Annotated in this window: 27 protein-coding genes; 13 read left to right on the top strand and 14 right to left on the bottom strand. The window is 41.1% G+C overall.

The window, feature by feature from the left end:
• The first annotated feature begins 64 nt into the window (after positions 1–64).
• Both BANVL01_RS06945 and BANVL01_RS06950 read left to right on the top strand, forming a co-directional pair.
• The gene (locus BANVL01_RS06945; RefSeq protein WP_066083390.1) at positions 65–556 is read left to right on the top strand and encodes a CBO0543 family protein; all 492 of its coding nucleotides are present in this window, start codon (positions 65–67) and stop codon (positions 554–556) included.
• Positions 553–1,029: a CBO0543 family protein gene (locus tag BANVL01_RS06950; protein WP_066083392.1), complete on the top strand. Its 477-nt coding sequence runs from the start codon at positions 553–555 to the stop codon at positions 1,027–1,029. The genes BANVL01_RS06945 and BANVL01_RS06950 overlap by 4 nt, the downstream gene beginning before the upstream one ends.
• Before the next feature lie 116 nt (positions 1,030–1,145).
• On the opposite strand, the gene leuD is transcribed toward BANVL01_RS06950, so the two are convergent.
• The 11 genes from leuD to BANVL01_RS07000 form a co-directional block, all read right to left on the bottom strand.
• On the bottom strand, positions 1,146–1,739 hold the full coding sequence (gene leuD, locus BANVL01_RS06955) for a 3-isopropylmalate dehydratase small subunit (RefSeq protein ID WP_066083394.1): 594 nt from the start codon (positions 1,737–1,739) through the stop codon (positions 1,146–1,148).
• Between the two features lie 3 nt (positions 1,740–1,742).
• Positions 1,743–3,161 (bottom strand): 3-isopropylmalate dehydratase large subunit, encoded by a 1,419-nt coding sequence (gene leuC / locus BANVL01_RS06960; RefSeq protein WP_066083395.1) that lies wholly within the window; start codon positions 3,159–3,161, stop codon positions 1,743–1,745.
• A gap of 11 nt (positions 3,162–3,172) precedes the next feature.
• Positions 3,173–3,295, bottom strand: a complete 123-nt coding sequence (locus BANVL01_RS28540; RefSeq protein WP_268874911.1) for a hypothetical protein — start codon at positions 3,293–3,295, stop codon at positions 3,173–3,175.
• An 84-nt stretch (positions 3,296–3,379) separates the two neighbouring features.
• Complete coding sequence (leuB, locus tag BANVL01_RS06965; RefSeq protein ID WP_066083397.1) at positions 3,380–4,486, bottom strand: 3-isopropylmalate dehydrogenase; 1,107 nt, start codon at positions 4,484–4,486, stop codon at positions 3,380–3,382.
• Positions 4,487–4,597: 111 nt separating this feature from the next.
• On the bottom strand, positions 4,598–6,142 hold the full coding sequence (locus tag BANVL01_RS06970; RefSeq protein ID WP_066083399.1) for a 2-isopropylmalate synthase: 1,545 nt from the start codon (positions 6,140–6,142) through the stop codon (positions 4,598–4,600).
• Positions 6,129–7,160 carry a ketol-acid reductoisomerase gene (gene ilvC / locus BANVL01_RS06975; RefSeq protein WP_066083400.1) on the bottom strand — a complete coding sequence of 344 codons (1,032 nt, stop codon included), beginning with the start codon at positions 7,158–7,160 and terminating at the stop codon, positions 6,129–6,131. Before ilvC ends, BANVL01_RS06970 begins: the two co-directional genes overlap by 14 nt.
• A 26-nt stretch (positions 7,161–7,186) precedes the next feature.
• Entirely contained in the window at positions 7,187–7,708 is a 522-nt protein-coding gene (gene ilvN / locus BANVL01_RS06980) for an acetolactate synthase small subunit (RefSeq protein WP_066083402.1), read from the bottom strand.
• A complete protein-coding gene (gene ilvB, locus BANVL01_RS06985) occupies positions 7,705–9,435 on the bottom strand; it encodes an acetolactate synthase large subunit (protein WP_066083405.1) in 1,731 nt (576 codons plus the stop codon). Before ilvB ends, ilvN begins: the two co-directional genes overlap by 4 nt.
• 631 nt (positions 9,436–10,066) lie before the next feature.
• A complete protein-coding gene (gene ilvD / locus BANVL01_RS06990; RefSeq protein WP_066083407.1) occupies positions 10,067–11,737 on the bottom strand; it encodes a dihydroxy-acid dehydratase in 1,671 nt (556 codons plus the stop codon).
• 11 nt (positions 11,738–11,748) lie between these two features.
• Positions 11,749–12,657 (bottom strand): branched-chain-amino-acid transaminase, encoded by a 909-nt coding sequence (ilvE, locus tag BANVL01_RS06995; protein WP_066083413.1) that lies wholly within the window; start codon positions 12,655–12,657, stop codon positions 11,749–11,751.
• Positions 12,658–13,007: 350 nt separating this feature from the next.
• A complete protein-coding gene (locus BANVL01_RS07000) occupies positions 13,008–13,334 on the bottom strand; it encodes a MerR family transcriptional regulator (RefSeq protein ID WP_172800850.1) in 327 nt (108 codons plus the stop codon).
• A gap of 132 nt (positions 13,335–13,466) precedes the next feature.
• Here BANVL01_RS07000 and BANVL01_RS28545 point away from each other — a divergent pair, with 132 nt between their 5' ends.
• The 5 genes from BANVL01_RS28545 to BANVL01_RS07020 all read left to right on the top strand — a co-directional run bounded on the left by BANVL01_RS28545 (position 13,467) and on the right by BANVL01_RS07020 (position 16,751).
• Complete coding sequence (locus tag BANVL01_RS28545; protein WP_268874912.1) at positions 13,467–13,598, top strand: hypothetical protein; 132 nt, start codon at positions 13,467–13,469, stop codon at positions 13,596–13,598.
• A gap of 147 nt (positions 13,599–13,745) precedes the next feature.
• On the top strand, positions 13,746–14,549 hold the full coding sequence (locus BANVL01_RS07005) for a basic amino acid ABC transporter substrate-binding protein (protein WP_066083419.1): 804 nt from the start codon (positions 13,746–13,748) through the stop codon (positions 14,547–14,549).
• A gap of 108 nt (positions 14,550–14,657) precedes the next feature.
• The gene (locus BANVL01_RS07010; protein WP_066083421.1) at positions 14,658–15,314 is read left to right on the top strand and encodes an amino acid ABC transporter permease; all 657 of its coding nucleotides are present in this window, start codon (positions 14,658–14,660) and stop codon (positions 15,312–15,314) included.
• Entirely contained in the window at positions 15,311–16,033 is a 723-nt protein-coding gene (locus tag BANVL01_RS07015) for an amino acid ABC transporter ATP-binding protein (protein ID WP_066083427.1), read from the top strand. Before BANVL01_RS07010 ends, BANVL01_RS07015 begins: the two co-directional genes overlap by 4 nt.
• A 112-nt stretch (positions 16,034–16,145) precedes the next feature.
• A complete protein-coding gene (locus BANVL01_RS07020) occupies positions 16,146–16,751 on the top strand; it encodes a DUF3267 domain-containing protein (protein ID WP_235845497.1) in 606 nt (201 codons plus the stop codon).
• A 116-nt stretch (positions 16,752–16,867) separates the two neighbouring features.
• Here the strand turns inward: BANVL01_RS07020 and BANVL01_RS07025 are convergent, their stop codons facing one another.
• Both BANVL01_RS07025 and BANVL01_RS07030 read right to left on the bottom strand, forming a co-directional pair.
• Positions 16,868–17,128: a zinc ribbon domain-containing protein gene (locus BANVL01_RS07025; RefSeq protein WP_066083429.1), complete on the bottom strand. Its 261-nt coding sequence runs from the start codon at positions 17,126–17,128 to the stop codon at positions 16,868–16,870.
• A gap of 14 nt (positions 17,129–17,142) precedes the next feature.
• Positions 17,143–17,652 (bottom strand): hypothetical protein, encoded by a 510-nt coding sequence (locus BANVL01_RS07030; protein ID WP_066083431.1) that lies wholly within the window; start codon positions 17,650–17,652, stop codon positions 17,143–17,145.
• Between the two features lie 241 nt (positions 17,653–17,893).
• Here BANVL01_RS07030 and BANVL01_RS07035 point away from each other — a divergent pair, with 241 nt between their 5' ends.
• Positions 17,894–20,644, top strand: coding sequence for a dynamin family protein (locus BANVL01_RS07035; RefSeq protein ID WP_066083433.1), 2,751 nt, complete (start codon positions 17,894–17,896; stop codon positions 20,642–20,644).
• A 396-nt stretch (positions 20,645–21,040) separates the two neighbouring features.
• Here BANVL01_RS07035 and BANVL01_RS07040 read toward each other — a convergent pair whose 3' ends face one another.
• Positions 21,041–21,196, bottom strand: coding sequence for a YjcZ family sporulation protein (locus BANVL01_RS07040; protein ID WP_425311804.1), 156 nt, complete (start codon positions 21,194–21,196; stop codon positions 21,041–21,043).
• Positions 21,197–21,669: 473 nt separating this feature from the next.
• Here BANVL01_RS07040 and BANVL01_RS07045 point away from each other — a divergent pair, with 473 nt between their 5' ends.
• The 5 genes from BANVL01_RS07045 to BANVL01_RS07065 all read left to right on the top strand — a co-directional run bounded on the left by BANVL01_RS07045 (position 21,670) and on the right by BANVL01_RS07065 (position 25,974).
• On the top strand, positions 21,670–22,035 hold the full coding sequence (locus tag BANVL01_RS07045) for a VOC family protein (protein ID WP_066083436.1): 366 nt from the start codon (positions 21,670–21,672) through the stop codon (positions 22,033–22,035).
• Between the two features lie 40 nt (positions 22,036–22,075).
• Positions 22,076–22,513, top strand: coding sequence for an SRPBCC family protein (locus BANVL01_RS07050; RefSeq protein ID WP_066083437.1), 438 nt, complete (start codon positions 22,076–22,078; stop codon positions 22,511–22,513).
• 142 nt (positions 22,514–22,655) lie between these two features.
• Positions 22,656–23,060, top strand: coding sequence for a DUF5412 domain-containing protein (locus tag BANVL01_RS07055; protein WP_082804898.1), 405 nt, complete (start codon positions 22,656–22,658; stop codon positions 23,058–23,060).
• Between the two features lie 478 nt (positions 23,061–23,538).
• Positions 23,539–25,344, top strand: a complete 1,806-nt coding sequence (locus BANVL01_RS07060; protein ID WP_066083441.1) for a M3 family oligoendopeptidase — start codon at positions 23,539–23,541, stop codon at positions 25,342–25,344.
• A gap of 105 nt (positions 25,345–25,449) precedes the next feature.
• Positions 25,450–25,974, top strand: coding sequence for a GNAT family N-acetyltransferase (locus tag BANVL01_RS07065; RefSeq protein ID WP_066083443.1), 525 nt, complete (start codon positions 25,450–25,452; stop codon positions 25,972–25,974).
• Positions 25,975–25,996 lie beyond the last annotated feature (22 nt).

Consider the following 25,996-nt stretch of genomic DNA (forward strand, 5'->3'; position numbering starts at 1 on the left):
TGCATGTTTATATTTAAACTTAATAGCAAAGTATATTACATATACACTAGAAGGGTTTATATTTATGTCAATTGAATCTATTGTTATCATACTTATGTGGGGTATAGGCCTTGTTTCCTTCCTATTTATACCGAAGAATCGGATGAGAAGATTTATCCTTGCTCATCTTTTTTGTCAATCACTTACGTGGTTGTCTTCTTTATTTCATGTACAATTTAACCTGCTAACATTTCCGTATAGGGAGTTTCCAAACGCCACAGACTTACTAGTAACTACTGAATACTTTTTTTATCCAACCTTTTGTGCGTTTTACATCATCTTTGAGTCAAAAGGGAACTACCTCTTTCGTCTAATCTATTTGTCCTTCTGGATCACAGGGCTAACAATGATCGATTTTTTGATTGAAAGGTATACGAACCTAATTGAATATGCCCATTATTCTTGGTATTGGACATGGGTAAATTTCGTTATTTTGTTTGCTGTTACGAACATTTTCTACCAATGGTTTTTTAAAGATAAAGCACTGTTTGGAGAGGATGAGGGGGTCACAAGATGAAATTAGAATGGGGCATTTTAATTTCTGTGTGGCTTGGTATTACCGGATTGATATTTATTATTCCGAGAAATAAACGACGTTTAGCGATTGTCGCCTTCTTTTTCAAACAAGTGATAACGTGGATTGCAGGATTAGTTGTAGTTGAAAATCAATTACTAACGTATCCAATCCGTCTTTTTTCAGGAATAAATCGATCAAGCTTTACATATGAGTATTATGTATACCCGGTTATTTGCGGTGTATTTAACGCGTATTACCCTAATTCCCGCGGAAAAATATATAAGTTCTTGTACTATGTTGCATACTGTACCGTGCTTACAGTTCCTGAGGTTTTTTTAGAAAAAAAGACAGACTTGATCCATTATATCCATTGGAATTGGTATTGGTCGTGGATCACATTATTTATCACATTTTGGATGACTAGATGCTTTTGTGTATGGTTTTTCAATGGTCTTGCAAAGGAAATGGATTAAATTTCACCTTTAGGGATAGTTGTGTTTTTTCGGAAAGGATAAGCTTTCAGCAAAAAAACACATGGCGATATCTAGGAAAAGCCATGTGTTTTTTGTGCTTGATTTGATTATTTTCCTCAATTTGCTAAATTAGGCTTAAGTTCGTATTGCTTGATTTTTTCCTCGTAACTTAAGGTAACGCTAATTTCATCCCAGCCGTTTAGGAGCATTTGTTTCGGATATGGTGCAATCCCGAACTTTATTTCAAAGCCCTCATTATCATAGACGATTTGTTCCTCAAGGTTCACGGTTAATGTGTACTTCTCGGATTCGGCTTTTTTCAAAATCATTTGGACATGTTCCTCGCTTACTTGAATCGCAAGAATGCCATTTTTCACGCAGTTGTTTTTAAAAATATCCGCATAGCTAGGCGCGATAATGACTTTGAACCCAAAATCCTGTACAGCCCAGGGAGCGTGTTCACGAGAGGAACCGCAGCCAAAGTTTTCTCCGGCTACTAAAATAGATGCGTTTTTATACTTTGAATCATTCAAAGGAAAATCTGGACGAGGCTTCCCATTGTCGTCAAAACGCCAGTGGTAAAATAAGAATTGCCCAAAGCCGGTGCGTTCGATTCGCTTTAAGAACTGTTTCGGAATAATTTGGTCAGTGTCGACATTGGTCCGGTTTAACGGACAAACAAGGCCTTGGTGAGTACGTAAAGGCTCCATTAATTAACCAACCTCCTGTGCAGTGAACTTGCGGACATCAACAAAGTGACCGGCCACCGCGGCAGCCGCAGCCATTTCTGGACTAACAAGGTGGGTGCGTGCACCGTTTCCTTGCCTGCCTTCAAAATTACGGTTTGAAGTGGAAGCGCAGCGTTCACCAGCGGGGACGATGTCATCATTCATTGCCAAGCACATACTGCATCCGGCTTCGCGCCATTCAAAGCCAGCTTCTTTAAAGACTTGATCCAAGCCTTCTTTTTCGGCTGAGAGCTTGACATTATATGATCCTGGAACAACAATCGCTTTCACAGTGGGGCTAACCTTCCGGCCCCGAACAACCTCGGCAGCTTTACGTAAGTCACTTAAACGGGAATTTGTGCACGAACCGATGAAAACATGGTCAATTTTTACAGTAGAAATTGGCTGTCCGGCCTCAAGTCCCATGTAGGAAAGAGCCCTGCTGATTTCATCCCGCTCGGTCGGCTTTTCTTTGTCGGCAGGATTCGGAACGGCTGCTGTAATTGGGATACACATGCCTGGATTCGTTCCCCAGGTAACCTGCGGCTCGACTTCAGCTGCCTCGATTTCAACGACTGCATCATAGGCGGCACCAGTATCGGTGGCAAGGGCACGCCATTTAGCCACTGCTTCGTCGAACGCCTCACTTTGAGGGACATGTCGTCTCCCTCTTAAGTATTCAAATGTCGTTTCATCCGGGGTGATAAGTCCTGCTCTTGCACCGGCTTCAATTGACATGTTACAAACGGTCATCCGCTCTTCCATTGATAGGGTGCGAATGGCTTCACCTGTGTATTCCATCACATAACCCGTTCCAAATTGCACGCCAAATTTCCCGATGATCGCTAAGATTAAGTCTTTTGCGGTAACGCCTGTCCCAAGCTTCCCATTTACTTTGACATTTAGTGTTTTTGGCGGTGCCTGCCAAAGGGTTTGTGTCGCAAGGACATGCTCAACTTCACTTGTGCCAATTCCGAAAGCGAGAGCTCCGAACGCACCATGTGTTGACGTATGGCTATCACCGCAGACAATTGTTTTTCCGGGCTGGGTTAGACCAAGCTCTGGACCAATCACATGGACAATCCCATTATCCGGGTGATGAATATCAGCTAATGTTACGCCGAATTCTTGACAATTTTGCTGTAAGGCATCGATTTGCTTTTTCGAAATAGGATCATTGATGACTAGTCGTTGGCGGGTTGGCACATTGTGATCCATCGTAGCGAAGGTAAGGTCCGGGCGGCGGATCTTGCGCCCGTTCATTCGTAAGCCCTCAAATGCTTGAGGAGAGGTCACTTCGTGAACGAGATGCAAATCAATATAAAGTAAATCCGGTTTCCCATCTTCCTGATGGACAACATGCTGTTCCCAAATTTTTTGGATTATCGTTTTTGGTGTCTGCATAGCTTCCTTCCTCACGTTAATAGATTTATATATTGCGGAATTGGCGGATGGCGCGCTTCAACTGTCGGATAGCGCACGCCAACTGTCGTAAAGCTTACGCCAACTGTCGTAAAACCCACACCAACTGTCGGCAACCGAGTTCCAACTGTCGATTAACCTCATTTCAATAGAAGGTAAGGGTAAACCGCCAATCTAATTCGGTTTACCCCCAAAAGTAATCAAAAATAACAACTTGCGATACACTTAGAAGCTGTTTGCGTTTTAATAAAATCAACGATTAGCTTCGTCATTTCCGTGGTGCCTACCTGGCGGCCATTTTCAACCCGCAGGTCAGCGGTATGGAAGCCAGCATCAAGCGCACTTTGGACGCCATCCTCTATCATTTTTGCCTCATCATCCAATCCAAAGGAGTATCTTAGCATCAGTGCTGCTGAGAGAATCATTGCGACAGGATTGGCAACACCTTTACCGGCAATGTCCGGCGCTGAGCCGTGCACTGGTTCGTATAGACCAACCCCAGACTCATTTATGCTGGCAGAAGGGAGCATGCCGAGCGAGCCAGTTAAAACGGAGGCTTCGTCGCTTAAGATATCGCCAAACATATTCTCGGTGACAATGACATCGAAATGAGTTGGATTCGTAATTAGCTTCATAGCAGCAGCATCGACCAAAACATATTCGACCGCTACATCTGGATACTGAGCCTTTTTCTCTTCAACAATTTCCCGCCAGAGCTTGCTGGATTCAAGGACATTTGCTTTATCAACAGAAGTTAGTCGGCCGCGGCGGCCTTGTGCCGCTTTAAAAGCTTTATCGACGATTCTCTCAATCTCCCGCCTGGTGTAGACAAGTGTATCGACAACGACCTGGCCATTATCCCGGCGTTCACTTGGGGATCCGAAGTAAATCCCCCCGGTTAATTCACGGACAATAAGGAGGTCGCTTCCGGAAATGACTTCTTCTTTTAACGGCGAGGCATGGAGCAGGTTCTTGAATCCTTTAATCGGTCTTAAGTTGGCATATAAGTCAAGTGCTTTGCGGATCCCAAGTAAACCGCGTTCAGGACGTAAGTGGGATGGATTTAGATCCCATTTTGGGCCGCCGACAGCCCCAAGTAATACAGCATCTGCCTGCTTACAGGCATTAACAGTAGTTTCTGGAAGAGGAGTGCCGTAAAGGTCAATGGCTGCTCCTCCGATTTCATGGGTCTCGAAACTAAACAAGTGATTAAATTCTTCAGCAATCGCGCTTAATACATCCTTGGCAGATTCAATAACTTCCTTGCCGATCCCATCACCGGGAAGTAAAACAATATGTTTTTTCACTAGAAGCAACCTCCTTATTTAATAAAAAAATCTTTTGGTGCCTGACACCGTTTGGAGAAAATATCCAAACGGTACCTGACACCATTTTACAAAAATTAGCAAAAATGAATTTTATAGTGTTGCTGGTTCTTTCACTACTGCTTTTTGGTTAAAAAACACCCGGTTAACTGCATTTAAAAATGCTTTAGCTGATGCTTCCAATACGTCTTGTGCGGAGCCGCGGCCGCTGACTTCATTTCCGTTCACAGTCATTTTGACATGGACCTCAGCAAGCGCATCACGGCCGCGCCCGACTGAACTTAGGTTAAAATCGGTTAAATGAATTTCTTCTTTAATTAGCGCCTCTAATGTATTGTATAACGCTTCAACACTTCCGCCGCCGGTACGGGCTGTTTCCACACGCAGCCCCTCAGGAGTGGTCAGGGCAACAGTTGCCGTCGGCAGGTTTGCAGAGCCATACTGAACCTGGAAAGCGACAAGGTCATATTTTTTGACATCGGCGGCTGCGGTTTGAATATCGATTAATATCGTGAATAAATCTTCATCGGTCACTTCTTTTTTCCGGTCTGTTAATTGTTTAAATGATTGGAACGCTTCATTTAGTTTCTCAGAAGATAACTCAAAGCCCATTTGTTCAATTTTATCCTTGAAGGCATGCCGGCCTGAGTGCTTTCCGAGGACAAGGTCATTGGAACTGACGCCGACTAATTCCGGCGTAATAATTTCATAGGTTAAGGTATTTTTAAGCACTCCATCTTGGTGAATCCCGGATTCATGGGCAAAGGCATTCTTCCCGACAACGGCTTTATTAGCAGGGACCTTCATCCCGGTGAAGCGGCTTACCAAATCACTAGTACGTTTAATTTCTTTTAAAACTAGATTCGTAGTGTAAGGATATTTATCTTTGCGAATAGTTAAAGCGACGGCAATTTCCTCCAAGGAGGCGTTACCGGCACGTTCGCCGATTCCGTTAATCGTCCCCTCCACTTGGGTAACCCCGTTTTCAATCGCTGCCAGTGAATTAGCGACGGCCATTCCTAAGTCATCATGGCAATGGCAGGATAATGCGGCTTTATGAATATTTGGGACGTTTTCCCGCACGTAGCGGAACATCCGACCATATTCTTCTGGTGTTGTATAGCCGACTGTATCCGGCAGATTGATGACAGTTGCCCCGGCATCGATGACTTTGGTAATGATTTGCACGAGAAAATCAAGATCCGACCGGGAAGCATCTTCTGCTGACCATTCAACATGCGGGAACCTTTTTCTTGCATAAGATACCATGTCGACGGCTATTTCCGAGACTTCCTCAGGTGTTTTCAATAGTTTATATTGCATATGAATAGGGGAGGTGGCCAGGAAAACATGTAATCTTGGTTCTGCTGCATCTTTTAAAGCATCCCACGCAATGTCAATGTCCGATTTTGTTGCCCTCGCTAGTCCTGTGATCGAAGAGTTTTTAATCGTTTGGGCAATCGCTCTTACTGCTTCGAAATCTCCTTTGGAGGAAGCCGGAAAGCCGGCCTCCATAATGTCCACACCAAAGCGCTCAAGCTGTCTGGCAATTTCCAATTTCTCCAGCTGGTTTAAATTAACACCAGGGGATTGCTCACCATCGCGTAAGGTTGTATCAAAGATGTTAACGCGAACCATGGACCACCACTTCTTTCTTTGCATTTACTGGTTTTTTAATAAATGGCATTAACGCACGAAGCTCGCGGCCGACTACCTCAATCTGATGATTGTTTTCACTGCGATTGATTGCGTTAAACTGCGGGCGATTCGCTTGGTTCTCTAAAATCCAGCCTTTTGCGAATGCGCCTGTTTGGATATCTTTTAAAATATCTTTCATCCGCGCTTTCGTATCTTCGTTAACAACGCGAGGTCCTGAAACGAAATCGCCCCATTGTGCAGTATCAGAGATAGAGTAGCGCATGTTTTCTAAACCGCCTTCGTATAAAAGGTCAACGATTAATTTCAATTCATGTAAACACTCAAAGTAAGCAACCTCAGGCTGATAACCGGCTTCGACAAGTGTTTCGAAGCCCGCTTTGATTAGAGCAGTAGTTCCGCCGCAAAGAACGGCCTGTTCACCGAATAAATCTGTTTCGGTTTCTTCTTGGAAAGTGGTTTCCAATACGCCAGCTCGGGCAGCTCCAATCCCTTTAGCATAGGCTAGGGCAACTTCTCGTGCCTGCCCGCTGTGATCTTGGTAAACCGCATAGAGGGCAGGTACTCCGGCGCCTTCTGAATAGGTGCGGCGAACCAAATGTCCCGGTCCTTTTGGCGCTACTAGAAATACATCGACATCGGCAGGAGGTACGATTTGGCTAAAATGAATGTTGAAGCCATGGGCAAAAACAAGGGAGTTGCCAGCTTCCAGATTTGGTTTAATGCTTTCTTCATACACCTTTGGCTGCATCTCGTCAGGAAGGAGGATCATTACCACATCGGCTGCGGCTGTTGCTTCAGCTACTGAACGAACGTCAACACCATCTTCAACTGCCTTATCCCATGATTTCCCGCCGCGTAATCCAACCACGACATCAAAGCCGCTTTCCTTTAAGTTAAGAGCGTGGGCATGGCCTTGTGAACCATAGCCGATAACTGCGATTTTTTTTCCTTGTAAAACTTCCTCTTGAATATCTCCGTTATAAAGTACTTTTACCATTATTAATCATCCTTTCAAGAATATTATTATTTTAATAGTGAATATGTTGCTAGATCGTTAACCTGTGGCTGGTGGCCGCGTAAAAAGGCCGTTAGTCCTGTTCTGGCAATTTCTTTAATTCCATAAGGGCGCAAGAGTTCGATTAAGGCATCGATTTTTTCCGGCCGGCCAGTGATTTGGACGGCTAAGCTTTCCTTGCTGACGTCGATAATCGAAGCACGGAATGGATCAATAATGCCGTTGATTTCGCTGCGGAGCTGTGAGCTGCTCGCCACTTTGATAAGCGCCAGCTCTCTAACGACAATCGCCTTATCAGTAATATCGGAAACTTTTAACACATCAATTTGCTTGTTTAATTGTTTTGTTACCTGTTCGAGGCGCTGCTCATCTTCAATCTCAACAACTAGGGTCATTTTTGAAATACCTTCCGTTTCAGCAGGACCGACTGAGATACTTTCGATATTAAATTGCCGCCTTTGCAATAGGCCGGTGACACGATTGAGGACACCGCTCCGGTCTTGAACTGTTAAGGTTATGATTCGTTTCATGAAGGTTTCACCCCAATCATTTCATGGATTCCTTTGCCAGGGGCAATCATTGGAAAAACTTTTTCCTGCTGCAGCACGCGGCAATCTACAAGAACTGGGCCATCATGGGCAAACAGCTCTGGCAAGGAGGTGATGAGGTCCTCCTGGTTGTCAATTTTCATCCCGCGAATCCCATAGCTTTCAGCGAGCTTAACAAAATCAGGCTGAGTATGGAGAATCGATTCGGAAATCCGGTTGCCGTGCAGTAATTCCTGCCACTGCCGAACCATACCAAGAGCTCCATTATTAACGATGATGATTTTGACTGGCAGGTTTCGTTCGTATATAACGGATAGCTCTTGCAGAGTCATTTGGAAACCGCCGTCGCCGACAATGGCTACAACTGTACTTTCCGGTGATGCTATTTGTGCCCCAATGGCAGCAGGGAAGCCGAAGCCCATTGTTCCTAGTCCGCCTGAAGTAACCCAGCGATGCGGCTCTCTAAAAGTGTAGTACTGGGCTGCCCACATTTGGTGCTGGCCGACATCTGTTGTAACAATCGCCTCCCCGTTAGTGACTTTATGAACTGCTTCAATCAACCACTGTGGACACATTCCGTCTGGATTGTGTTTATACCAAAGTGGATATTCCTGTTTATATTGATGGAGTGTTTCCAGCCATGCCTTGATTTCGGGTGATTCCGCTGTTTGATCGATTAATTCAACTAATGCCTCTTTTGCATCGGATACAATCGGTATTTGGGTTGGTACATTTTTACCGATTTCCGCCGGGTCGATATCGATGTGGGCGACCTTCGCATGAGGCGCAAAGTGTTTAAGATTGCCTGTTAACCTGTCATCGAACCGAGCGCCAAAATTGATGAGTAAATCAGTTTCATATATAGCCATATTTGCTGCGTAGGTTCCATGCATGCCGCCCATCCCTAACGAGAGAGGGCTATCGGCTGGAAAGGCACCAAGTCCTAGTAATGTTGTCACGACCGGAAGCTGGTGTTTTTCGGCAAAAGCAGTTAATTCTCTCGACGCTTTTCCATGGAGTACCCCAGCTCCTGCCAGTATGACGGGCTTTTTTGCTTTGGCAATTGAATCTGCCAGTTTTTTAATCTGCAATGGATTTGGCTTTGTTGTTGGCTGGTACCCTGGTAAATCGATACATGCATCTTCAGGTTCCTCAACTAGAACTCCCGCCGAAATGTCTTTTGGAATGTCGACTAAAACTGGGCCTGGCCGGCCGGTAGAAGCAATATGAAAAGCTTCCTTCACGATCCTTGGCAAGTCAGAAATGGATTGCACCTGATAATTATGTTTGGTGATTGGCGTCGTAATCGCCATTACATCAGCTTCTTGGAAGGCATCTGTTCCAATGACGCTGCGTGCAACCTGCCCTGTGAATACCACGAGCGGTAAGGAATCCATCATTGCATCTGTAATTCCAGTCACCAAGTTTGTAGCACCCGGGCCTGAAGTAGCAATAACTACACCAGGCTTGCCGGTAATTCGGGCATATCCCTCGGCCGCATGGATCATTCCCTGCTCGTGACGGAAAAGAATGTGTTTAATAGTGCCTTGGGCCCGATAGATTGCGTCGTAAATTGGCAGGACAGCACCTCCCGGATACCCAAATAATGTGTCAACACCTTCGCTTTTTAATAGGTCAATGAGAAGGTCTGCACCTGTTTTAGGTGCGGTACTGGTTAGGAATTCCAGCTGTTTTGCTTCTACTTTCACGTCGTAATCCCTCCTTGTGGATGATTGAATATTTGAAAAATTGAGCGTGTGACTGGGTTTTAATATAGTTATTAGGTTCAAAATCGATTTAGAGGCATTTGTTTCCCTTATTTTTCCATGAAATGTCGATAAACTTTGAAAATATGTCGTTACCCTCCGAAAATATGTCGATAAACTTTGAAAACATGTCGTTACCCTCCGAAAATATGTCGAAAACTAAATTTAATCCCAAAACATATTAAAAAAGGCCTTTTCGTCCCCGAATAAACTGCAGTCTAGAACATCTAAGCAGAATAATCGGGGAGAAAAGGCCTTCTTTTTCTCGGTACCACCCGGTTTTACAGTATCCTTACGAATACTGCCTTATGAAGCGACAACTAAATCAAAAAACGCTTCTTTTGGTAACAGGTGATCAGTTAAGAACACCCGATTGAGCCTACTAAAGTAAAAACTGTTCAGCTCAACACTCAGGGATGATGTCGGAATAAGTTGTATTACTGGGCTTCCAGCAACCCCAGCTCTCTGAAAATACAATTTCTTATTCCTTTATTCCCGTCATCGATTTTTTTATTAAAATGTCAGTTTTTTAGTACCTTAACTTCATTGGAAGGGGAGGGGTACTAGTGAATCCCTATATTTTCATTACCCCGCCAGTGTTGGCAGAGGTAACAAGTTTTGCATATTTTGCTAGATAGCCAGTTTTGATTTTCGGCTCTGGCTTCACCCATGAACGGCGTCTTTCTGCCAATTCCTCCTCATCAACGAGGAGTTCTATGGAACGTGCTGGTAAATCAATTAAAATTTTGTCACCATTTTTAACAAAAGCGATTGGACCGCCTTCAGCTGCTTCTGGTGAAATATGGCCAATGGAGATACCACGGCTGGCTCCTGAAAAGCGGCCGTCTGTGATCAGCGCAACTTCCTTACCTAATCCACGACCCATAATAGCGGAGGTAGGGGCAAGCATTTCCGGCATTCCTGGGCCGCCTTTTGGCCCTTCATAGCGAATTACCACAACGTGCCCTGCGTGAACAGTACCATTATTAATGTTTTCCTGAGCTTCTTCCTGCGAATCAAAAACAATCGCTTCACCCAAGAATGTTTGAATGGATGGGTCAACAGCGCCAACCTTGATAACACTACCGTCTGGAGCAATGTTTCCATAGAGGATGGATAAGCCGCCAACAGGGCTATATGGATTCTCTTTCGGGCGAATAACCCTTTCATCCGTGATTGTTGCATCCTTCACATTTTCAGCTAGCGTTTTTCCGGTAATCGAAAGGCATTCAGGGTGTAATGCCCCCTCAACCTTACAAAGCTCATTCAAAATGGCACTAACGCCGCCTGCTTGATGGACATCTGCCATTGAATAATCAGATGCTGGCATAATTTTTGATAGGTAAGGAACTTTTTCAGCAATTTTGTTAATATCACGTAAATCGTATTCAATCCCAGCCTCATGAGCGATAGCCAAAGTATGTAGCACAGTGTTGGTAGAACCACCCATGGCCATATCTAAAGCGAAGGCATTATCAATCGCTTCTCTCGTAATGATGTCGCGTGGACGAATGTCTTTCTTCACTAATTCAATTAAATGCCGAGCAGCTTGCCTGATAAGTTCATGCCTTTCATCTGACGTTGCGACAATTGTTCCGTTTCCAGGAACAGTCATCCCTAAAACTTCCATCAGACAGTTCATCGAATTGGCTGTGAACATTCCTGAACAAGAGCCGCAAGTGGGACAGGCACTTGTTTCAATGTCGAGCAATTCCTGCTCACTCATTGTTCCACTATGGTAAGCGCCAACACCTTCAAAAACGGAAGTAAGGGAAAGGTTCTTCCCCGTTGTTGGGGAAACGCCAGCTTCCATTGGACCACCTGATACAAATACAGATGGTACGTTGGTTCTAGCAGCAGCCATCAGCATTCCCGGTGTGATTTTGTCACAGTTTGGAATGTAAAACACACCATCGAACCAATGGGCATTAATGACGGTTTCCGCACTGTCGGCAATAATCTCACGGCTAGGCAGCGAGTAACGCATGCCGATATGTCCCATGGCAATGCCATCATCAACGCCAATCGTATTAAATTCAAACGGAATCCCGCCGGCTTCACGGATGGCCTCTTTGACAATCTCACCGAAATGATTAAGGTGTTTATGTCCCGGGATAATTTCAATAAACGAGTTGCAAACACCGATAAACGGTTTTTCTAAATCTTTCACTGTTACCCCAGTTGCGTATAATAAGCTGCGGTGGGGGGCACGATCAATCCCCTTTTTAATCATATCGCTTCGCATTTTTCTATCTCCTAACTTACAACGGCATGGTTTGTACTAGCTGGATAACAAGTCACCCCGTCTGTTGTAACAATTTTTCTAAATTCTTCTAAAAGTTCGTTGGTAACGGCTCCAGGTTTTCCGTCCTTAATCACGCGGTTGTCTACTTCAATAACAGCAATGACCTCAACTGCAGTTCCGGTTAAGAACACCTCATCAGCAACGTATACATCATGTCGTGTAAACGGTGATTCTCGAACCTCATAGCCTTTGGCCCTAGCCACATCAATAATGGCGTTGCGGGTAATTCCTTCTAAAGCGCCTAAGTAAACAGGCGGGGTATAGATAACTCCATTTTTCACAATGAAGATATTGTCAGCTGAACCTTCTGTTACATAGCCTTGGTCGTTCAGCATCAGCGCTTCTTCAACCCCGGCTTGATTAGCTTCTAATTTAACTAAAATATTATTTAAATAATTTAGCGACTTAATCTGAGGGCTTAGAACATCTGGACGATTCCTGCGGCTTGCGACAGAGGCAATTTTGATGCCGCGCTCGTAAAACTCCTTCGGATACATTGTCAATTCTTCGGCAATTATGATGACATTTGGTATTGAGCAGGAAGAAGGGTCCAGGCCGAGATTCCCTTTACCGCGGGAAACAACGACACGAATATAGGCGCTATCCAGTTGATTTTTTCTGATTGTTTCCACAATTAATTGCGTCATTCCCTCCTGTGTGTATGGAATCTTCAGCATAATGGATTGTGCTGATTCAAATAGTCTTTTCAGGTGGGCATCGAGCCTAAAGACGTTTCCGCTGTAGACGCGAATACCTTCAAACACGCCATCACCATATAAAAAACCATGATCATAAACTGATACAACAGCATCCTCTTTCTTGACGAACGCGCCGCCAAGGAAAATCCATTGACTTCCCAACCTAACCACTCCTCTTTAATGGTAAACCGCTTTAAATGATTAAACCTAAATTTTAAAAAGAATTGCCTTGCCTCATCCCGCGTAAAATGGGGTGACGAACGAAGACAGTGTTTACTTATTGATGATTATTTTCGATAATCATACAACCAATTGAAGACATGGTCAAGGTTAAAATCAGATAATTCAAATTAGTCAAAATAATTGATAGCGTTTTCATTCCTGACATCATAAGGTTAAGAGGGCAAAAAAAATTTTTATATTTTATTAAAATATTCAGGAAATCAGCAATAAAAAAACCTCACACTTGAAAAAAGGTGAGGATGAATCATTTATTTCGTACAGCAATAAAATTACTGTTTCCTTATCCCAAATTGGGCATTAAGCTGTCCCTGAATCATTTTTCTGCGAACTTCCTCTTGGTTTTGTTTCTTTTGTTCACGCTGCATTTCTTTTCTAATCTCATGTGTTTGAATCCCGTCTTCAATTTTATTAGCAATCTCCATCAATAATTCAATATCAGAAAACGAAAATTTACGACTTCCTCCGGCTGACCTTTCAGGGAAAATCAGTTTCCGTTCTTCATAATATCTGATTTGTCTTTCAGATAAACCTGTTAGTTCCCTGACAATCCCAATTGTAATCACCTTCTTATCTTTAAAAGACAAATCTTTTCCCATGTTAGGCTCCCCACTCACACTTGTTTACTGTAGTATATTAAAAAAATTCAATTTAACAACTACCGTGTTAGATTTTCTAACATGGGATTTTAAGCTGGAGAATAAAAGAATAAAAAAGCCCCATTCACATTAATGCGTGAATGGGGCCAAATTCTAAATGTCTTTATTGTCGGTCTTGAGCGTAATCTTGTCTATCATCTTGAGGAAATCTTAAACCAATATAGTACCCAAAATTTTGAAAAGAATGCCTTGATGATTGAATAGGCAAAAATCACTAAGTTGTAAATAAAAAGGGAGAATGTTTTGGACAAGTTCAACGTAGGATGGTACAAAGAAGGTTTTTTCCTGAGTTCTATTACAATAACCTTTTAACATAAGAAAATAATAATTAAAAACAATGGAGGTCAAGAAATGAAGAAATTAAAAATGGTCACAACCGTTTTGCTTGTTTCGCTATCACTTATTCTATCAGCCTGCGGAACAAGTAAAACAGGTGGGGATGGTGGAAAGAAGACATTGAGGGTGGTAACAGATGCTGCCTATGCACCGTTTGAATACCAGGATAAAGGAGAAGTTGTCGGTTTTGATATTGATTTCGTCAAGGCAGTAGCTAAGGAAGCCGGTTACCCGGTCAAGGTTGAACACGTCGGATGGGATCCAGTTTTTATTGAAATTGAAGGAAAAACAGCCGATATTGGCGTTTCTTCGATTACCATCACACCCAAACGAATACAAACCTATGATTTTACCGTTCCGTACTTTTTATCTAAAAATGAAATCCTAGTACCAAAAGGCAGTCCAATTAAGAGTGCCAAAGATTTGGAAGGCAAAAAGATTGCCGTTCAAAATGGTACGACAGGTCAGGAAGCTGTTGAAAAACTATTTGGTGAAAATAACGATAAGCTTAAAAAATTCGACAATAACAATCTAGCCATCCTTGAGTTGAAGAAAGGCGGCGTGGATGCCGTTGTGGCGGATAATACAGTTATTGAGACCTATGTAAAAAATAATCCGAAAGACGATTTCGTTTTCATTGAAGACGATGGTACGTTTGAAAAGGAATTCTATGGCCTTTTGTTGCCGAAGGGAAGCAAGCTGAAGGCAGAATTAGATAAGGCTGTGAACAAACTGTTAGATAATGGCACGTATGAAAAGCTTTATGAGAAATGGTTCAAAATCAAGCCTGATATAAAAATATTAAAAGAGCAGCAATAGCGGATGAAATTGCGTAACTAGTTTTTCCAAGCAGTTACGCAATTTTTGATTAGTTTAGGAGCTAACACATTAAAAGCAAATTTCCACAAATGGCAGGGGGATCGATAGATGGATTTTCGTTGGGATCTTATTGTAGAATACGCTCCTCTATTTCTAAAGGGAACGTTATTAACCATTGGCCTTTCCATTGCGGGTATTTTGATCGGAACAGTACTCGGATTATTTATCGGTTTAGGAAAAATGATGCGAAAAAAGCTGTGGGCTCTGCCTTTTAAATGGTATATCAATTTTTTTCGCGGGACTCCCTTTATGGTGCAAATCTTATTAATTCATTTTGCGGTTGTACCAGCATTTTTAGATACAACAAATGCGATATTGGCAGCGATATTAGCTCTTTCGTTAAACTCGGCAGCCTATGTTTCAGAAATTTTCCGCGCCGGGATTCAATCGATCAATAGGGGGCAGATGGAGGCGGCGCGATCGCTCGGCATGACACATGGACAAGCCATGAAGTATGTCATTTTGCCACAGGCCTTTAAACGGATGATTCCGCCGCTTGGCAATGAGTTTATTGTTTTAATTAAAGATTCTTCACTTGCGGCGTTAATTGCCGCTCCGGAGCTAATGTATTGGGGCCGGGCGATGCAAGGTCAATATATGCGCGCTTGGGAGCCGTATCTTACAGCTACGGTCATCTATCTTGTGTTAACTCTTTCGTTAAGCTCTCTTTTATCTCTACTTGAAAGGAGGTTAGCCACCGAATGATAGAAGTGAAAAGTTTAAAAAAATCCTTTGGCACTAATGAAGTTCTCAAGGAAATCAATGTGACCGTCAAGCCCCAAGAGGTAGTTGTTGTGATTGGACCTTCCGGCTCAGGTAAATCGACGTTTCTTCGCTGTATCAATATGCTAGAAACGATTACCGATGGTCATGTCTTTATTGAAGGGACAGATTTGACAGATAAAAAAACAGACATTAATAAGTTGCGGACTGAGGTCGGGATGGTTTTTCAGCAATTTAATCTATTTCCCCATAAAAAGGTGATTGAAAATATTATGCTTGCACCGATGAAAGTAAGGAAAGTTTCTGCAGAAAAAGCGAGGGTGAAAGGATTAGGGCTTTTAAGAAAAGTAGGCTTAGTGGATAAAGCAGAGGCCTACCCAGATTCTTTATCCGGCGGGCAAAAGCAGCGGGTGGCGATTGCGAGAGCACTGGCAATGGAACCTAACATCATGCTGTTCGATGAACCAACATCAGCTCTCGACCCGGAAATGGTCGGTGAAGTGCTGGAAGTAATGAAGCAGCTGGCCAAAGATGGGATGACAATGGTAGTTGTGACGCATGAAATGGGCTTTGCCAAAGAGGTGGGCGACCGCGTTCTCTTCATGGACGGCGGCCTGATTGTCGAAGAAAATACCCCGAAGGAATTATTTGATAATCCTCAAGAGGAACGGACGAAGGCATTTTTGAGTAAGATTTTATAAAGCATATTTTGATTACTTAAGGGCTGACAGCAGTCCCTTATTTTGTTACGATGAGTGGGAATGTTTCCCACTAATTTTTTTGGAGGCGATTTCTATTAAAATACGGAATAAAGTGCCTAAATTTAATGAGCAAACACACATAGAATTACTGAACAGTGCCTGGATTCCGCTTAAAGAGCCAAAAACGCTTCCTTCAGCTATTATTCTTTCTGTTCCATTCATGTACCTCAATATGCTTATTACAATTGGAATTATCTATTTCTTTTCGGACTTTTCCTTAAATAACACTTTTTTTACAGGGGATGCAATCACGTTTACGATTCATCTAGATGTTATTATTGGCCTTATTATTGGGGTATTTCTGATGCTTATCATTCATGAGTTTTTTCATTTAATTTTCATACCCAATTTCATCCAATCAAAAGATACCTATATGGGGCTTACCTTTTTCGGCGGATATGTGCATACAGAGCAATCATTAACCAAGACAAGATTCTTGCTGATTTCAATTGCCCCTTTTGTGATTCTATCGGTTTTGGCCCCGCTCATTCTAGGTGTCTTTGGTCAATTAACAGGATCCATGGTGTTTTTCATTATCCTTAATTCAATGGGGGCCAGTGTTGATATACTAGGATTTATGCTCGTGCTAGTGCAGATTCCGAAAGAGGCAGTTATAAGAAATAACGGAACACGGACTTATTGGAAAGTGGAACGGTAAGGCAACCAAGGTCATTCGAAGGAAAAACGTCGCCAACTGTCGGGAAAGCTTCGCCAACTGTCGGATTAATCACTAATAATAAATAAACGGAAGATAGAAAAAAAGATGACACAGCGTCATCTCTTCCATCTTTCCAGTTTAGGAATACTTCTAGTAAACAAACCAGCAATAAACTTTGGCATCCCGAATTCAACAATCTTCTGTTTCACTCTTTCCTTCATTTCCTCCATTGTGATATCGGGAAGAGTGAATTCTCCGTTCAAAAAACAGTGACTGCAATACTTGATGCTTGTTGACCCGTCCTTTTCGGTTCCGCCTCCATGCTCGTCCTTTGCTAGAGGCATACCACAGCTTTGACAATTCTTATAGGCTGCCATTTTCTACACTCCAATCAATTTTCAAAATCAAATACCTCAACAATTCGGTCTGCTCTTATCCGGTTTTGGCATAGCTTAAACACTTGGTCAAAAAAAGCCTCCACTTCCGATGTTGCGGCCGGAAGCTTGATTTGCACCGTGGTTGAGCCAAACATTTGCTTAAAATATGCTTTTCGCTGATCGTTTTTTCCATCACGTTTAAATGGTTTGTACGACCAGACGATTTGCGGGACATCGTCAATTTCTTGGACTTGCCGGAGCTCTGCAACCGTCGTTTTTTTATCATGGGCGTAAATCACTAAATAATAAATGTCATTACGGTGCCAATCAATAAATACAAAGTAATAGCCGGTTTCCGTTGCTGGCCGGGTCACCTCGTAAGCTGCTAACGTTTTCTTCCCATTTGTCCATTGGTGAAACTTTGGAAGAGTTCCGCTAACTGTTTCTAATTTGTTTATCTCATAGGCAGCGGGAGTTGAATTTTCGATGAAATTGGCTAAAAAAAGTGCTTGTTCCTGTTCCAAGGTTAATTTCTCCTTTAGGTCTTTGTCTTAATTATAACCTGAAGAACACTCTATAGATACTAGCCCGAAAGTTTTAATTTGTCTCCAAAATGAAATACAACTGACATCGTTTTAAAAAAATCCTTTGGTAGAATCGTACTAATTGAGACTTATATTCTACATATGCGTCGAATAGTATAGGGAATAATTATGCCTCTTTTCCATATGAATGACAGAGAGTGTTGTAATTGGAGGGAAAGATATGACATTAGAGAAGCAATTAATACAGAAAACGTATCATGAAATGTTCATCAATGAGCATGAAGATAGTCATCCGATTCGTCTTCTTGGCGAAGCATTTCAGGAGGAAGCACAAAAGGATGTGCCTGATTTATCCCACATTCGCTTTGCCCAGGGTGAAGTTTATTTTCATTATAAAGATTTTGAAGCCGCCATTTTTAAGTGGGAAAACATCATCAATGAGCTTGAACCATGGGCGAAGAAAAATACCGCCGATGCCTATTATGAATTAGGGCTGCTGTCGACGGCTGAGGATATTTACACAACGATTGTCACAGATAATCCGACCTTAACTACAGAAGTTGCGTTACAGTTATTTTCACTTTATATTGAGCGCGGTAAGGTGGATGCAGCCGTTAAGGTGATGAAAAAGACGATTGACGCCAATCCTGATTACCCGAATGTAACCGAAATTGCCCGTACTTTTTTTGAAGAACAACAGGATTGGGATAATGCAATTGAACTGGCCGTAAATGAAGCAAAGCGGACGGAATCGCCCGCTTGGTTTGATATGATTATTGCTTATGTGGAAAAGGGTGTAACCAAAAGCTTTGCTCCCAGTTATTTTACCCAAGCTTTAGTCCTCTTGTTTGGCCTGGATAAAGGGAAGTTTGAAGAGCTTATTTCAGTGCTTTGGAAAAGCTATCAAAATGAGGAAAGCTATTTAACGTGGTTAAATGAAGTCAACCATCTCTTACTAAATCTTGATATTAATCGAGAAGAAAACTGGCCTGGGCTTTCTGGCCTGCATAAGGAAACCTACTTTAGCTTCATTGACGGCAGGTACTTTATTAAAAAAATTCAGGAATATATCCCTGACCTGTTAACGAACTGGCTGCGATTAGCGGACCAAGCTAATGTTGTCCTATCATCAGCAGCCGTTCTCTCCTGGAACGAGCTGTTTCCGGCAAGCATCAGTATGTCCATCGTAAGCGAGGCAGAAAAGCTCATTAGTATGACAGATTCTGACATTGACGAACTGGACGAGTGCCTGACACTGTTTGATTCCATCATGAACTGGGCACAGGCTCACGAGATGGGGGAAAATAATCGTTTAAAATGGCTTGTTGATCAGTTAATTGACTTTGACAACCAACATATTTTCATAACCGGGTTAAGTGGCAGTGGGAAATCTTCGTTTGTTAATGCGATTTTGGGAGAAAATTTGCAGGATAGCCCAACCTCGTCTGTCGTCATGTTTAAGGATGCTGACGAATTAGCCATCACTGAAATTACTGATTGGGAGATTACTAATCTATCTGGTTTTTCTGATTTCCAAGAACGAATGGATCGACGTCGAAATGCCCTCGAATCGATTATTGAATTTAAACGGCCGAACGCATTTTTAAAAGGAAATCGGGTTGCATTTATTGATACACCAGGAATTAAGGGCAGCCATCACGATCGGAATGAAATTCTGAAGAGTCTCCATGTTGCTGACAATGTTCTATTTGTGCTTGATGCTAATGCCCCTTTTACGGAAAAAGAGCGTAGTATTCTAACAAAAATTCAGGAATTAGCACCTGAGATTCCTATTCATTTTGTCTTAAGCAAGATGGATACGATTGCCGACGAGCAGGAAGCAATCCGGATTTTTGATGAAACTAGATCCACGATTCAAACGTATCTGCCGGAATCCCAAGTTTTTGCGTTTTCTTCGCAATATGAGGGTTCACAGTTAAATGATTTACAAGAGTTTATTCGATCCATTAACAATTCGATAAACATTGAAGATAAACGTCTGGCGAAGCTGTTGTATTTTATCAGAGTCACGATTGCCAGCCTGTTGCAAAAACGGGTTGATGTGGAGAATCAATTGATAGAATCGGTGCGCTGGAATGAAGAAATGTTGATGAAGTTAACCGGAGCTGTCAATCAATTGAAGGATACGGAGTCACAAAAAACAAAAGCGTTCACGAAGTCGTATCGCGCATTTAAAGATGCGATAGAAATCGATATTGCAGAGACCGTTCCGAATTTGCTAAAGGAGTGTTCGGCCCTCATCAAGGAAGATAGCAATTTTAGCAAAATCCACATGGAGCTAAATGATGAGATGAATAGAAGACTTCAAGATTTCTTGGAGGAGCAGGTGATGCCGAAGTATTACCGCTTGCTTCAGGATTGGATTCAGCGCTGCAAAGAGGAGTTCGAAGAAGGTCAGGAATTTTTGAATGAGATGAGCGAAAGCTTTAATCAGATGTACGGGGACGAGCGCCTCAAGCTGGAGTGTGACTTCAAAGTGCTTGATGATTGGCGCCGCGATACGGACCGGATGACGAGCCGTTTTCAGCTGGATTCAATCAATATTCTGCTTCGCCGGACACCGTCGCAATTTTTATTGAAAAGCGCCGGAAAACTGTTTGGTGCCCTGTCGCAAAACAAAGCGATGCTTTATAACAAGTACAAATCGTTTGTGGAAAATGAGGATTACTCCGAAACGGCTAAGTTGGTCTGCCAGCAGTTTTTCCGGCCATTTGAACTCTTTGAAAAATCACTAGAGCGGGATGTTACCATGTTTTTCAAGAGCCCGCTAACGATGTTGAATCGCTCTGTTGAAGAAGCAAGTGCCGGGATTCAGACGAACCAGGAAATGCTAAATAACATGAATGCTAACCCAGAAATGTTCCGCGATCCCTTAACACTATTTGAGGTGCGCCTGCGCCAATTCGAATGGATGACAGTCGCTGGAAAAGGCATGCAAACGATCTATTAATAGTTTTAAAGATCATAGTGGTCACCAATATGCTTTATTGGTGACCATTTTTTTGATTTGAAGAGCATAGCGGTCACCAATAGCTCTTATTGGTGACCGTTTTTCGAACTGGTTCGTAAGAGCGGTTTATAAAGCCCTTTTCGAAGGGAATCAAGTCGAACTGGTTCATAAGAGCGGGTTATAAAGCCCTTTTCGAGGGGAATCAAGTCGAACTGGTTCATAAGAGCGGTTCATAAAGCCCACTTCGAAGGAAATCAAGTCGAACTGGTTCATAAAAGCGGTTTATACGAAAACGCTTTCGATAGTCTGAATTAAAGATACCACAAAAAAGAAGCGTGGTATCCACGCTTCAAAAGGAATTAAGATTAGCCTTTTGATTTTTCTGTCTTAAAAAGGTTAGTATCCATCTCTCATGAAAGAAGCACCAACAATAATCAAAAGGATGAAGAGAACAACAATTAACACAAAACTGGATCCGCCTCCGTATCCGCCGCCATATCCGCCGCCATATCCATACATAAGTAACACCTCCTTTTTTATGAGGTAGTACATTTTATGCAGATGCGATTCATGTCGTAAGGGACAAGGATGGAATTATTGCAAAATAGTGTATGGAAATATTCGAGGATTAATCGCCACAGCATCATTTTTACGGTAAAAAAGGATTTCGCCCACAAGCTATAGAATATTAATTTTATAAAAATTAAGGTTGTGAAGCTGGTGGCGTTAGGAAGCTATATCAATTTGTTTCTTGGCATTTTAGTATTCTACGGCTGTAGGATTTTTTTTGACTCTAAGTATAAATATGAGGGTATAAAAAGACTGCTAATTGAAGCTTTTATTATGGCTAGTTTGGTACTGTTTGTGAAGTGGTTAATTAAACTGCTTTTTTAATAAATAATCTGCTCAATAACGTTGGTTTAACATAGCTAAAGACGGTAAATGCCTTTATCAATAATCGACTCATTTAAGTTTAAGAAGCATTAGTGATAAGATGAATTTATCAAAAAACGGGAGGGATTTTTTTGAAAAGTGCTAGTCCATATGTATTCATAGATAACTGCAACGAGGTCATGGAATATTACCACAGTCTTTTTGGCGGAGAAATAACTAATATTCAAAAAAGTAATGATGGCAAGTGTTTACATGCCGAACTTCACCTTGGTAACAGCATCATTCATTTTTCAGATACCTTTGGCAAGATCCAAGAAGGAGATAGTGTACGAATCAGCCTAGAATGTGAAAGCGAAGAAGAAATTAGAAAAGTGTATGACGCTCTTAGCAAAGATGGAAAGATTACTGCTGAGCTGCAGGATACATTCTGGGGAGCGATTCATGCAAACCTAGTCGATAAGTTTGGCATTGGCTGGCTGCTCAACTTTCAGAAATAAGACGAATTTTAAAAAAATCCAGAAGGGGATGATTTAGTGTATGAACAACCTGACAAAAATGAAAATATTAAAACCGACAAACGAGGTTTTTGAAGCCTTCGTCGATCCTACTAAAATCGGGAATTTCTGGTTCTCATCGAGTTCGGAAAGATGGGAACAAGGAAAGACGATTACAGTGCGATATGTTGAATACAATGCGCAACTGGATATAGAAATAAAGGAAATTGAGGTAAACAAGAAAATCGTTTTCCAGTGGGGAGCAAATGGCGAAGGACATATTGTTACGATTACGTTGAATGAGATGGATCATTCAACTACCATTATCGAAGTTAACGAAGCTGGATTTAATGAAAATGATGAAGCACTAATAAGTCAATTGCTAGATAATAAAGAAGGCTGGGTTTTCATGCTGACCTGTTTAAAGGGTTATTTAGAATCTAGTGTGAACCAATTAAGAGGCGGATTAGTGAAGGATTGACAAGTAAAAAGAGCCGAATGGCTCTTTTTTGTTGCAATTTTACATAGATATTCTATGTATATATGTGGTACAATATTCCAAAGTGCAAAGAGCTTCCGTAAAAAGTATTTAATGGTCATTAAAGGAAAAAGGGGTTATTAATATGGAAAGAGATGTTGATGTTAAACGGGAAAAAAGAAAATTCTATAAAAAGTTTTTTTTACTATTTGGATTAATATGTTTATTATTCATTGGAACTATAAGTTACGGAGTGTATTGGGCATTCTATGATATGGAAAGATTGCCAAAAGGTGAATTTCTAACAGAGGAAACATCTTCTGATGGACAGTACACATTAAAAGCATACCTTACAAACGGAGGAGCAACAGTTTCCTACGCTATTCGTGGTGAATTAGTATTTAATGAACAAAGCAACAAAACGAAAAATATCTATTGGAATTATCGTGAACAATACGCAACCATCAACTGGATTGACAATGATACAGTCGTGATCAACGGACATAAACTTAATGTACCAAATGAAAAGTTTGACTGGAGAAATCAATAAATAAAAAAGATTTTATAAGTGAGAAACATCTTTAATTGAACGGATGATTTTAGGCTAAAATACCTTTTAAAATAGGAGAACTACTAATCTAGATTACGAATGAATAAGAAAATCTGTGAGGTTTTGGTGCTTTATGTCGAAGTTCAAATACCTCGAAAGGTATCTATACTTCATAATTGTTTGCTGCTTAGGCAGTTTTTTTGTTTTAACGAAAGAAGGTAAATAAAAAATATCTGTAATCCAAAAATATACCCCAGAACGTATATTCGTGTTAAAATTATGCTAATGTTGCAAAAAGTGGAGGGCTTTGATGAAGCTAAAAAATATAAACAAATGGAACATTATAATGTAGCTGGTTTAAGTATCGCATTAATTGATAAAGGTCAAATCAATATGACAGCCGGCTTTGGTGTCCTTTTAGGTAGATGGAGTGGATTAGGAAGAGCCATTTAATTCAATATATTTAGGGGGAAAAAGAATGAATCAAACTAAGTATAGAGAAGTTTGGGACTTAGAAAAATTATTTCCAGGCGGAAGCCAATCAATTCAATTTTGTGACCATATCGAACAGGTAGAGATAAAAGTTGATAAATTGGACGATAGATTAGAATTTTTTCATACGCCACTAGAATTAAATGATTCCTTACATCTAGCCGATATTATTGATCAAATAATTGGTATTCAGCTGAACCTGTCACAAGCCAATTCTTTTATTACTTGTCTTCTTGCACAAAATCCAAAGGATCAGCATGCTGCCATTCTCCGAGGAAAGACAATTTCTATTAGTGCCCGCTTTGAGTCTGCCTTACAAAAAACAAAAAAGGTTCTTGTAAACACAAACGAATTTTTATGGAAAAACCTACTTGATATTAATAGGTTAAATGGCTATAAATTTATTCTAAATGAATGGCGAGAGAAAACGGAAAATCTGCTAACCGAAACAGAAGAAAGTTTAGTGTCCAATCTAATGGTTGATGGCTATCATGCTTGGGGACAGTTTTATAATTCGCTTATTAGTAGTATTAAAGTTAATGTTTCAATCAACGGAGAAAATAACGAATTATCAGTTGGCCAAGCTATTAATTTACGTTCCCATCCTGATGAATTAGTTCGAATGGAATCCCATAAGGCTTTAGAAGAAATATGGATCGAGAAAGAAGACATGTTCGCAAAAATCCTCAATCATATTGCAGGTTTCCAATTACAAGTATACAAAAAGCGAGGTATAAAAAATGTCCTAGAAAAACCTCTTAAGGACATCCGCATTAGAGAGGAAACACTGGATGCCATGTGGGCAGCAGTTAATCAATACAAACAACCATTTGCAGATTACCTAAACCAGAAAGCAAAAATGTTTGGTGATAAAAAGATGCAAGCGTATAATTTTTGGGCACCTATTATACAAAGTAAACAAAAAATTAATTATGAAGAAGCTGTCGATTTTATTTTAGAACATTTTAGTCAGTTTGGAACGGAATTAGAAAGTTTTTCGCGCAATGCCTTTGAAAAGGGTTGGATCGAAGCGGAAAATCGTCCGAATAAATCGGCGGTTGCGTTTTGTGCAGGGTTTCCACTATCGGGAGAATCTAGAGTTTTTATGACATATGACGGGAGAATCACAAATGTATTAACTCTAGCACATGAGTTAGGTCATGCCTTTCATAACCACGCAATGAATCCTGTCAATGGTATGTATAAAAAATATCCGATGATTATGGCTGAAACAGCCTCAACATTTTCTGAGCTAATTATTTTGGATGCAGCTATGGAAAAAGCGGACGGCACTAACGAGCGATTATTTTTATTGGATGAAAAATTAAAACGCGGTGTGATGAACTTCATGAATATTCCTTCTAGGTTCTTGTTTGAGACGAGATTTTACGAGGAACGAGAACATGGAATCGTTTCTTCATCACGTATAAATGAATTAATGCAAACGGCAATGGACGAAGCGTATCAAGGCTCGCTTGATGGTGCTTCTATTCATTCGTGGGTTTGGACACCACATTTTTATATCACCAATACTCCATTTTATAATTTTCCTTATACTTTCGGGTACTTATTATCTCTTAATCTTTATGCACGGGCAAAGGAAATAGGAAAAGAATTTGAAAAAAGTTATTTAGACTTGCTGCGTGATTCAGGTAGGATGTCCATAGAAGAATTGGTAATGAAGCATTTAGGGGAAGACATTACTACACAAGCTTTTTGGGAAAAAGGAATGCAATTATCTATTAAAGATGCTGAAGAGTTTATTAACTTAACATCAGGTGCTAGAGGTTAATAATGTTTTTTGGCGCTATTATAGTGTGGTAACTCAAATAATCAGAGGGATTTAGGATTTTTAATCGAATAATAACTAGTAAAATAATGTTTGAAGGTGAATTCTATGAAGTCAGATGTATATTTAACTCCACCAACAATGGAATTAGAAACTGATTATCAGTCCTTTTACCGGGAATGGAAGGAAAGTGGAGAGGATATGATCCCGTGGGTCATTAGTAAAGATCCCTCAAATTTCCAAGATATGATTCAATTTTTACTTGATTCCGAGAATGGAATAAATCTCCCTGAAAATTGGGTACCTGACTCCACATTCTGGTTAGTTAATGAAGATAAAAAAGTTATCGGTGCTGTTAATATCCGACATCGACTGACTGATAAGCTATTTAACAGTGGCGGGCATATTGGTTATGGCATCCGTCCCTCTGAGCGGCGAAAAGGATATGCTTCGAAACTTTTATCCTTATCTTTAGAAAAAGCCAAAGAACTAGGGATCCAAAAAGTTCTTGTTGTTTGTGACAAGGGTAATATTGGTTCGGAAAAAACAATATTGAATAATGGCGGTGTACCCGATACAGACTTTATTGAGGAAGATGGAAATATTATTAAAAGGTTTTGGATTGAAATATAGATATTCGTTTTTCTAAAGGGAG

It is taken from the genome of Neobacillus novalis NBRC 102450 (assembly GCF_001591805.1).
Lineage (GTDB): Bacteria > Bacillota > Bacilli > Bacillales > Cytobacillaceae > Neobacillus > Neobacillus novalis.

Bases quoted from the DNA above. Each gene is read 5' to 3' on its own strand.
- BANVL01_RS06945 (WP_066083390.1), top strand. From the start codon at position 65: ATGTCAATTGAATCTATTGTTATCATACTTATGTGGGGTATAGGCCTT.
- BANVL01_RS06950 (WP_066083392.1), top strand. From the start codon at position 553: ATGAAATTAGAATGGGGCATTTTAATTTCTGTGTGGCTTGGTATTACC.
- leuD (WP_066083394.1), bottom strand. From the start codon at position 1,739: ATGGAGCCTTTACGTACTCACCAAGGCCTTGTTTGTCCGTTAAACCGG.
- leuC (WP_066083395.1), bottom strand. From the start codon at position 3,161: ATGCAGACACCAAAAACGATAATCCAAAAAATTTGGGAACAGCATGTT.
- BANVL01_RS06970 (WP_066083399.1), bottom strand. From the start codon at position 6,142: ATGGTTCGCGTTAACATCTTTGATACAACCTTACGCGATGGTGAGCAA.
- ilvC (WP_066083400.1), bottom strand. From the start codon at position 7,160: ATGGTAAAAGTACTTTATAACGGAGATATTCAAGAGGAAGTTTTACAA.
- ilvN (WP_066083402.1), bottom strand. From the start codon at position 7,708: ATGAAACGAATCATAACCTTAACAGTTCAAGACCGGAGCGGTGTCCTC.
- ilvD (WP_066083407.1), bottom strand. From the start codon at position 11,737: ATGCGAAGCGATATGATTAAAAAGGGGATTGATCGTGCCCCCCACCGC.
- BANVL01_RS07000 (WP_172800850.1), bottom strand. From the start codon at position 13,334: ATGGGAAAAGATTTGTCTTTTAAAGATAAGAAGGTGATTACAATTGGG.
- BANVL01_RS28545 (WP_268874912.1), top strand. From the start codon at position 13,467: ATGCGTGAATGGGGCCAAATTCTAAATGTCTTTATTGTCGGTCTTGAG.
- BANVL01_RS07005 (WP_066083419.1), top strand. From the start codon at position 13,746: ATGAAGAAATTAAAAATGGTCACAACCGTTTTGCTTGTTTCGCTATCA.
- BANVL01_RS07010 (WP_066083421.1), top strand. From the start codon at position 14,658: ATGGATTTTCGTTGGGATCTTATTGTAGAATACGCTCCTCTATTTCTA.
- BANVL01_RS07015 (WP_066083427.1), top strand. From the start codon at position 15,311: ATGATAGAAGTGAAAAGTTTAAAAAAATCCTTTGGCACTAATGAAGTT.
- BANVL01_RS07025 (WP_066083429.1), bottom strand. From the start codon at position 17,128: ATGGCAGCCTATAAGAATTGTCAAAGCTGTGGTATGCCTCTAGCAAAG.
- BANVL01_RS07035 (WP_066083433.1), top strand. From the start codon at position 17,894: ATGACATTAGAGAAGCAATTAATACAGAAAACGTATCATGAAATGTTC.
- BANVL01_RS07040 (WP_425311804.1), bottom strand. From the start codon at position 21,196: ATGTACTACCTCATAAAAAAGGAGGTGTTACTTATGTATGGATATGGC.
- BANVL01_RS07050 (WP_066083437.1), top strand. From the start codon at position 22,076: ATGAACAACCTGACAAAAATGAAAATATTAAAACCGACAAACGAGGTT.
- BANVL01_RS07055 (WP_082804898.1), top strand. From the start codon at position 22,656: ATGGAAAGAGATGTTGATGTTAAACGGGAAAAAAGAAAATTCTATAAA.
- BANVL01_RS07060 (WP_066083441.1), top strand. From the start codon at position 23,539: ATGAATCAAACTAAGTATAGAGAAGTTTGGGACTTAGAAAAATTATTT.
- BANVL01_RS07065 (WP_066083443.1), top strand. From the start codon at position 25,450: ATGAAGTCAGATGTATATTTAACTCCACCAACAATGGAATTAGAAACT.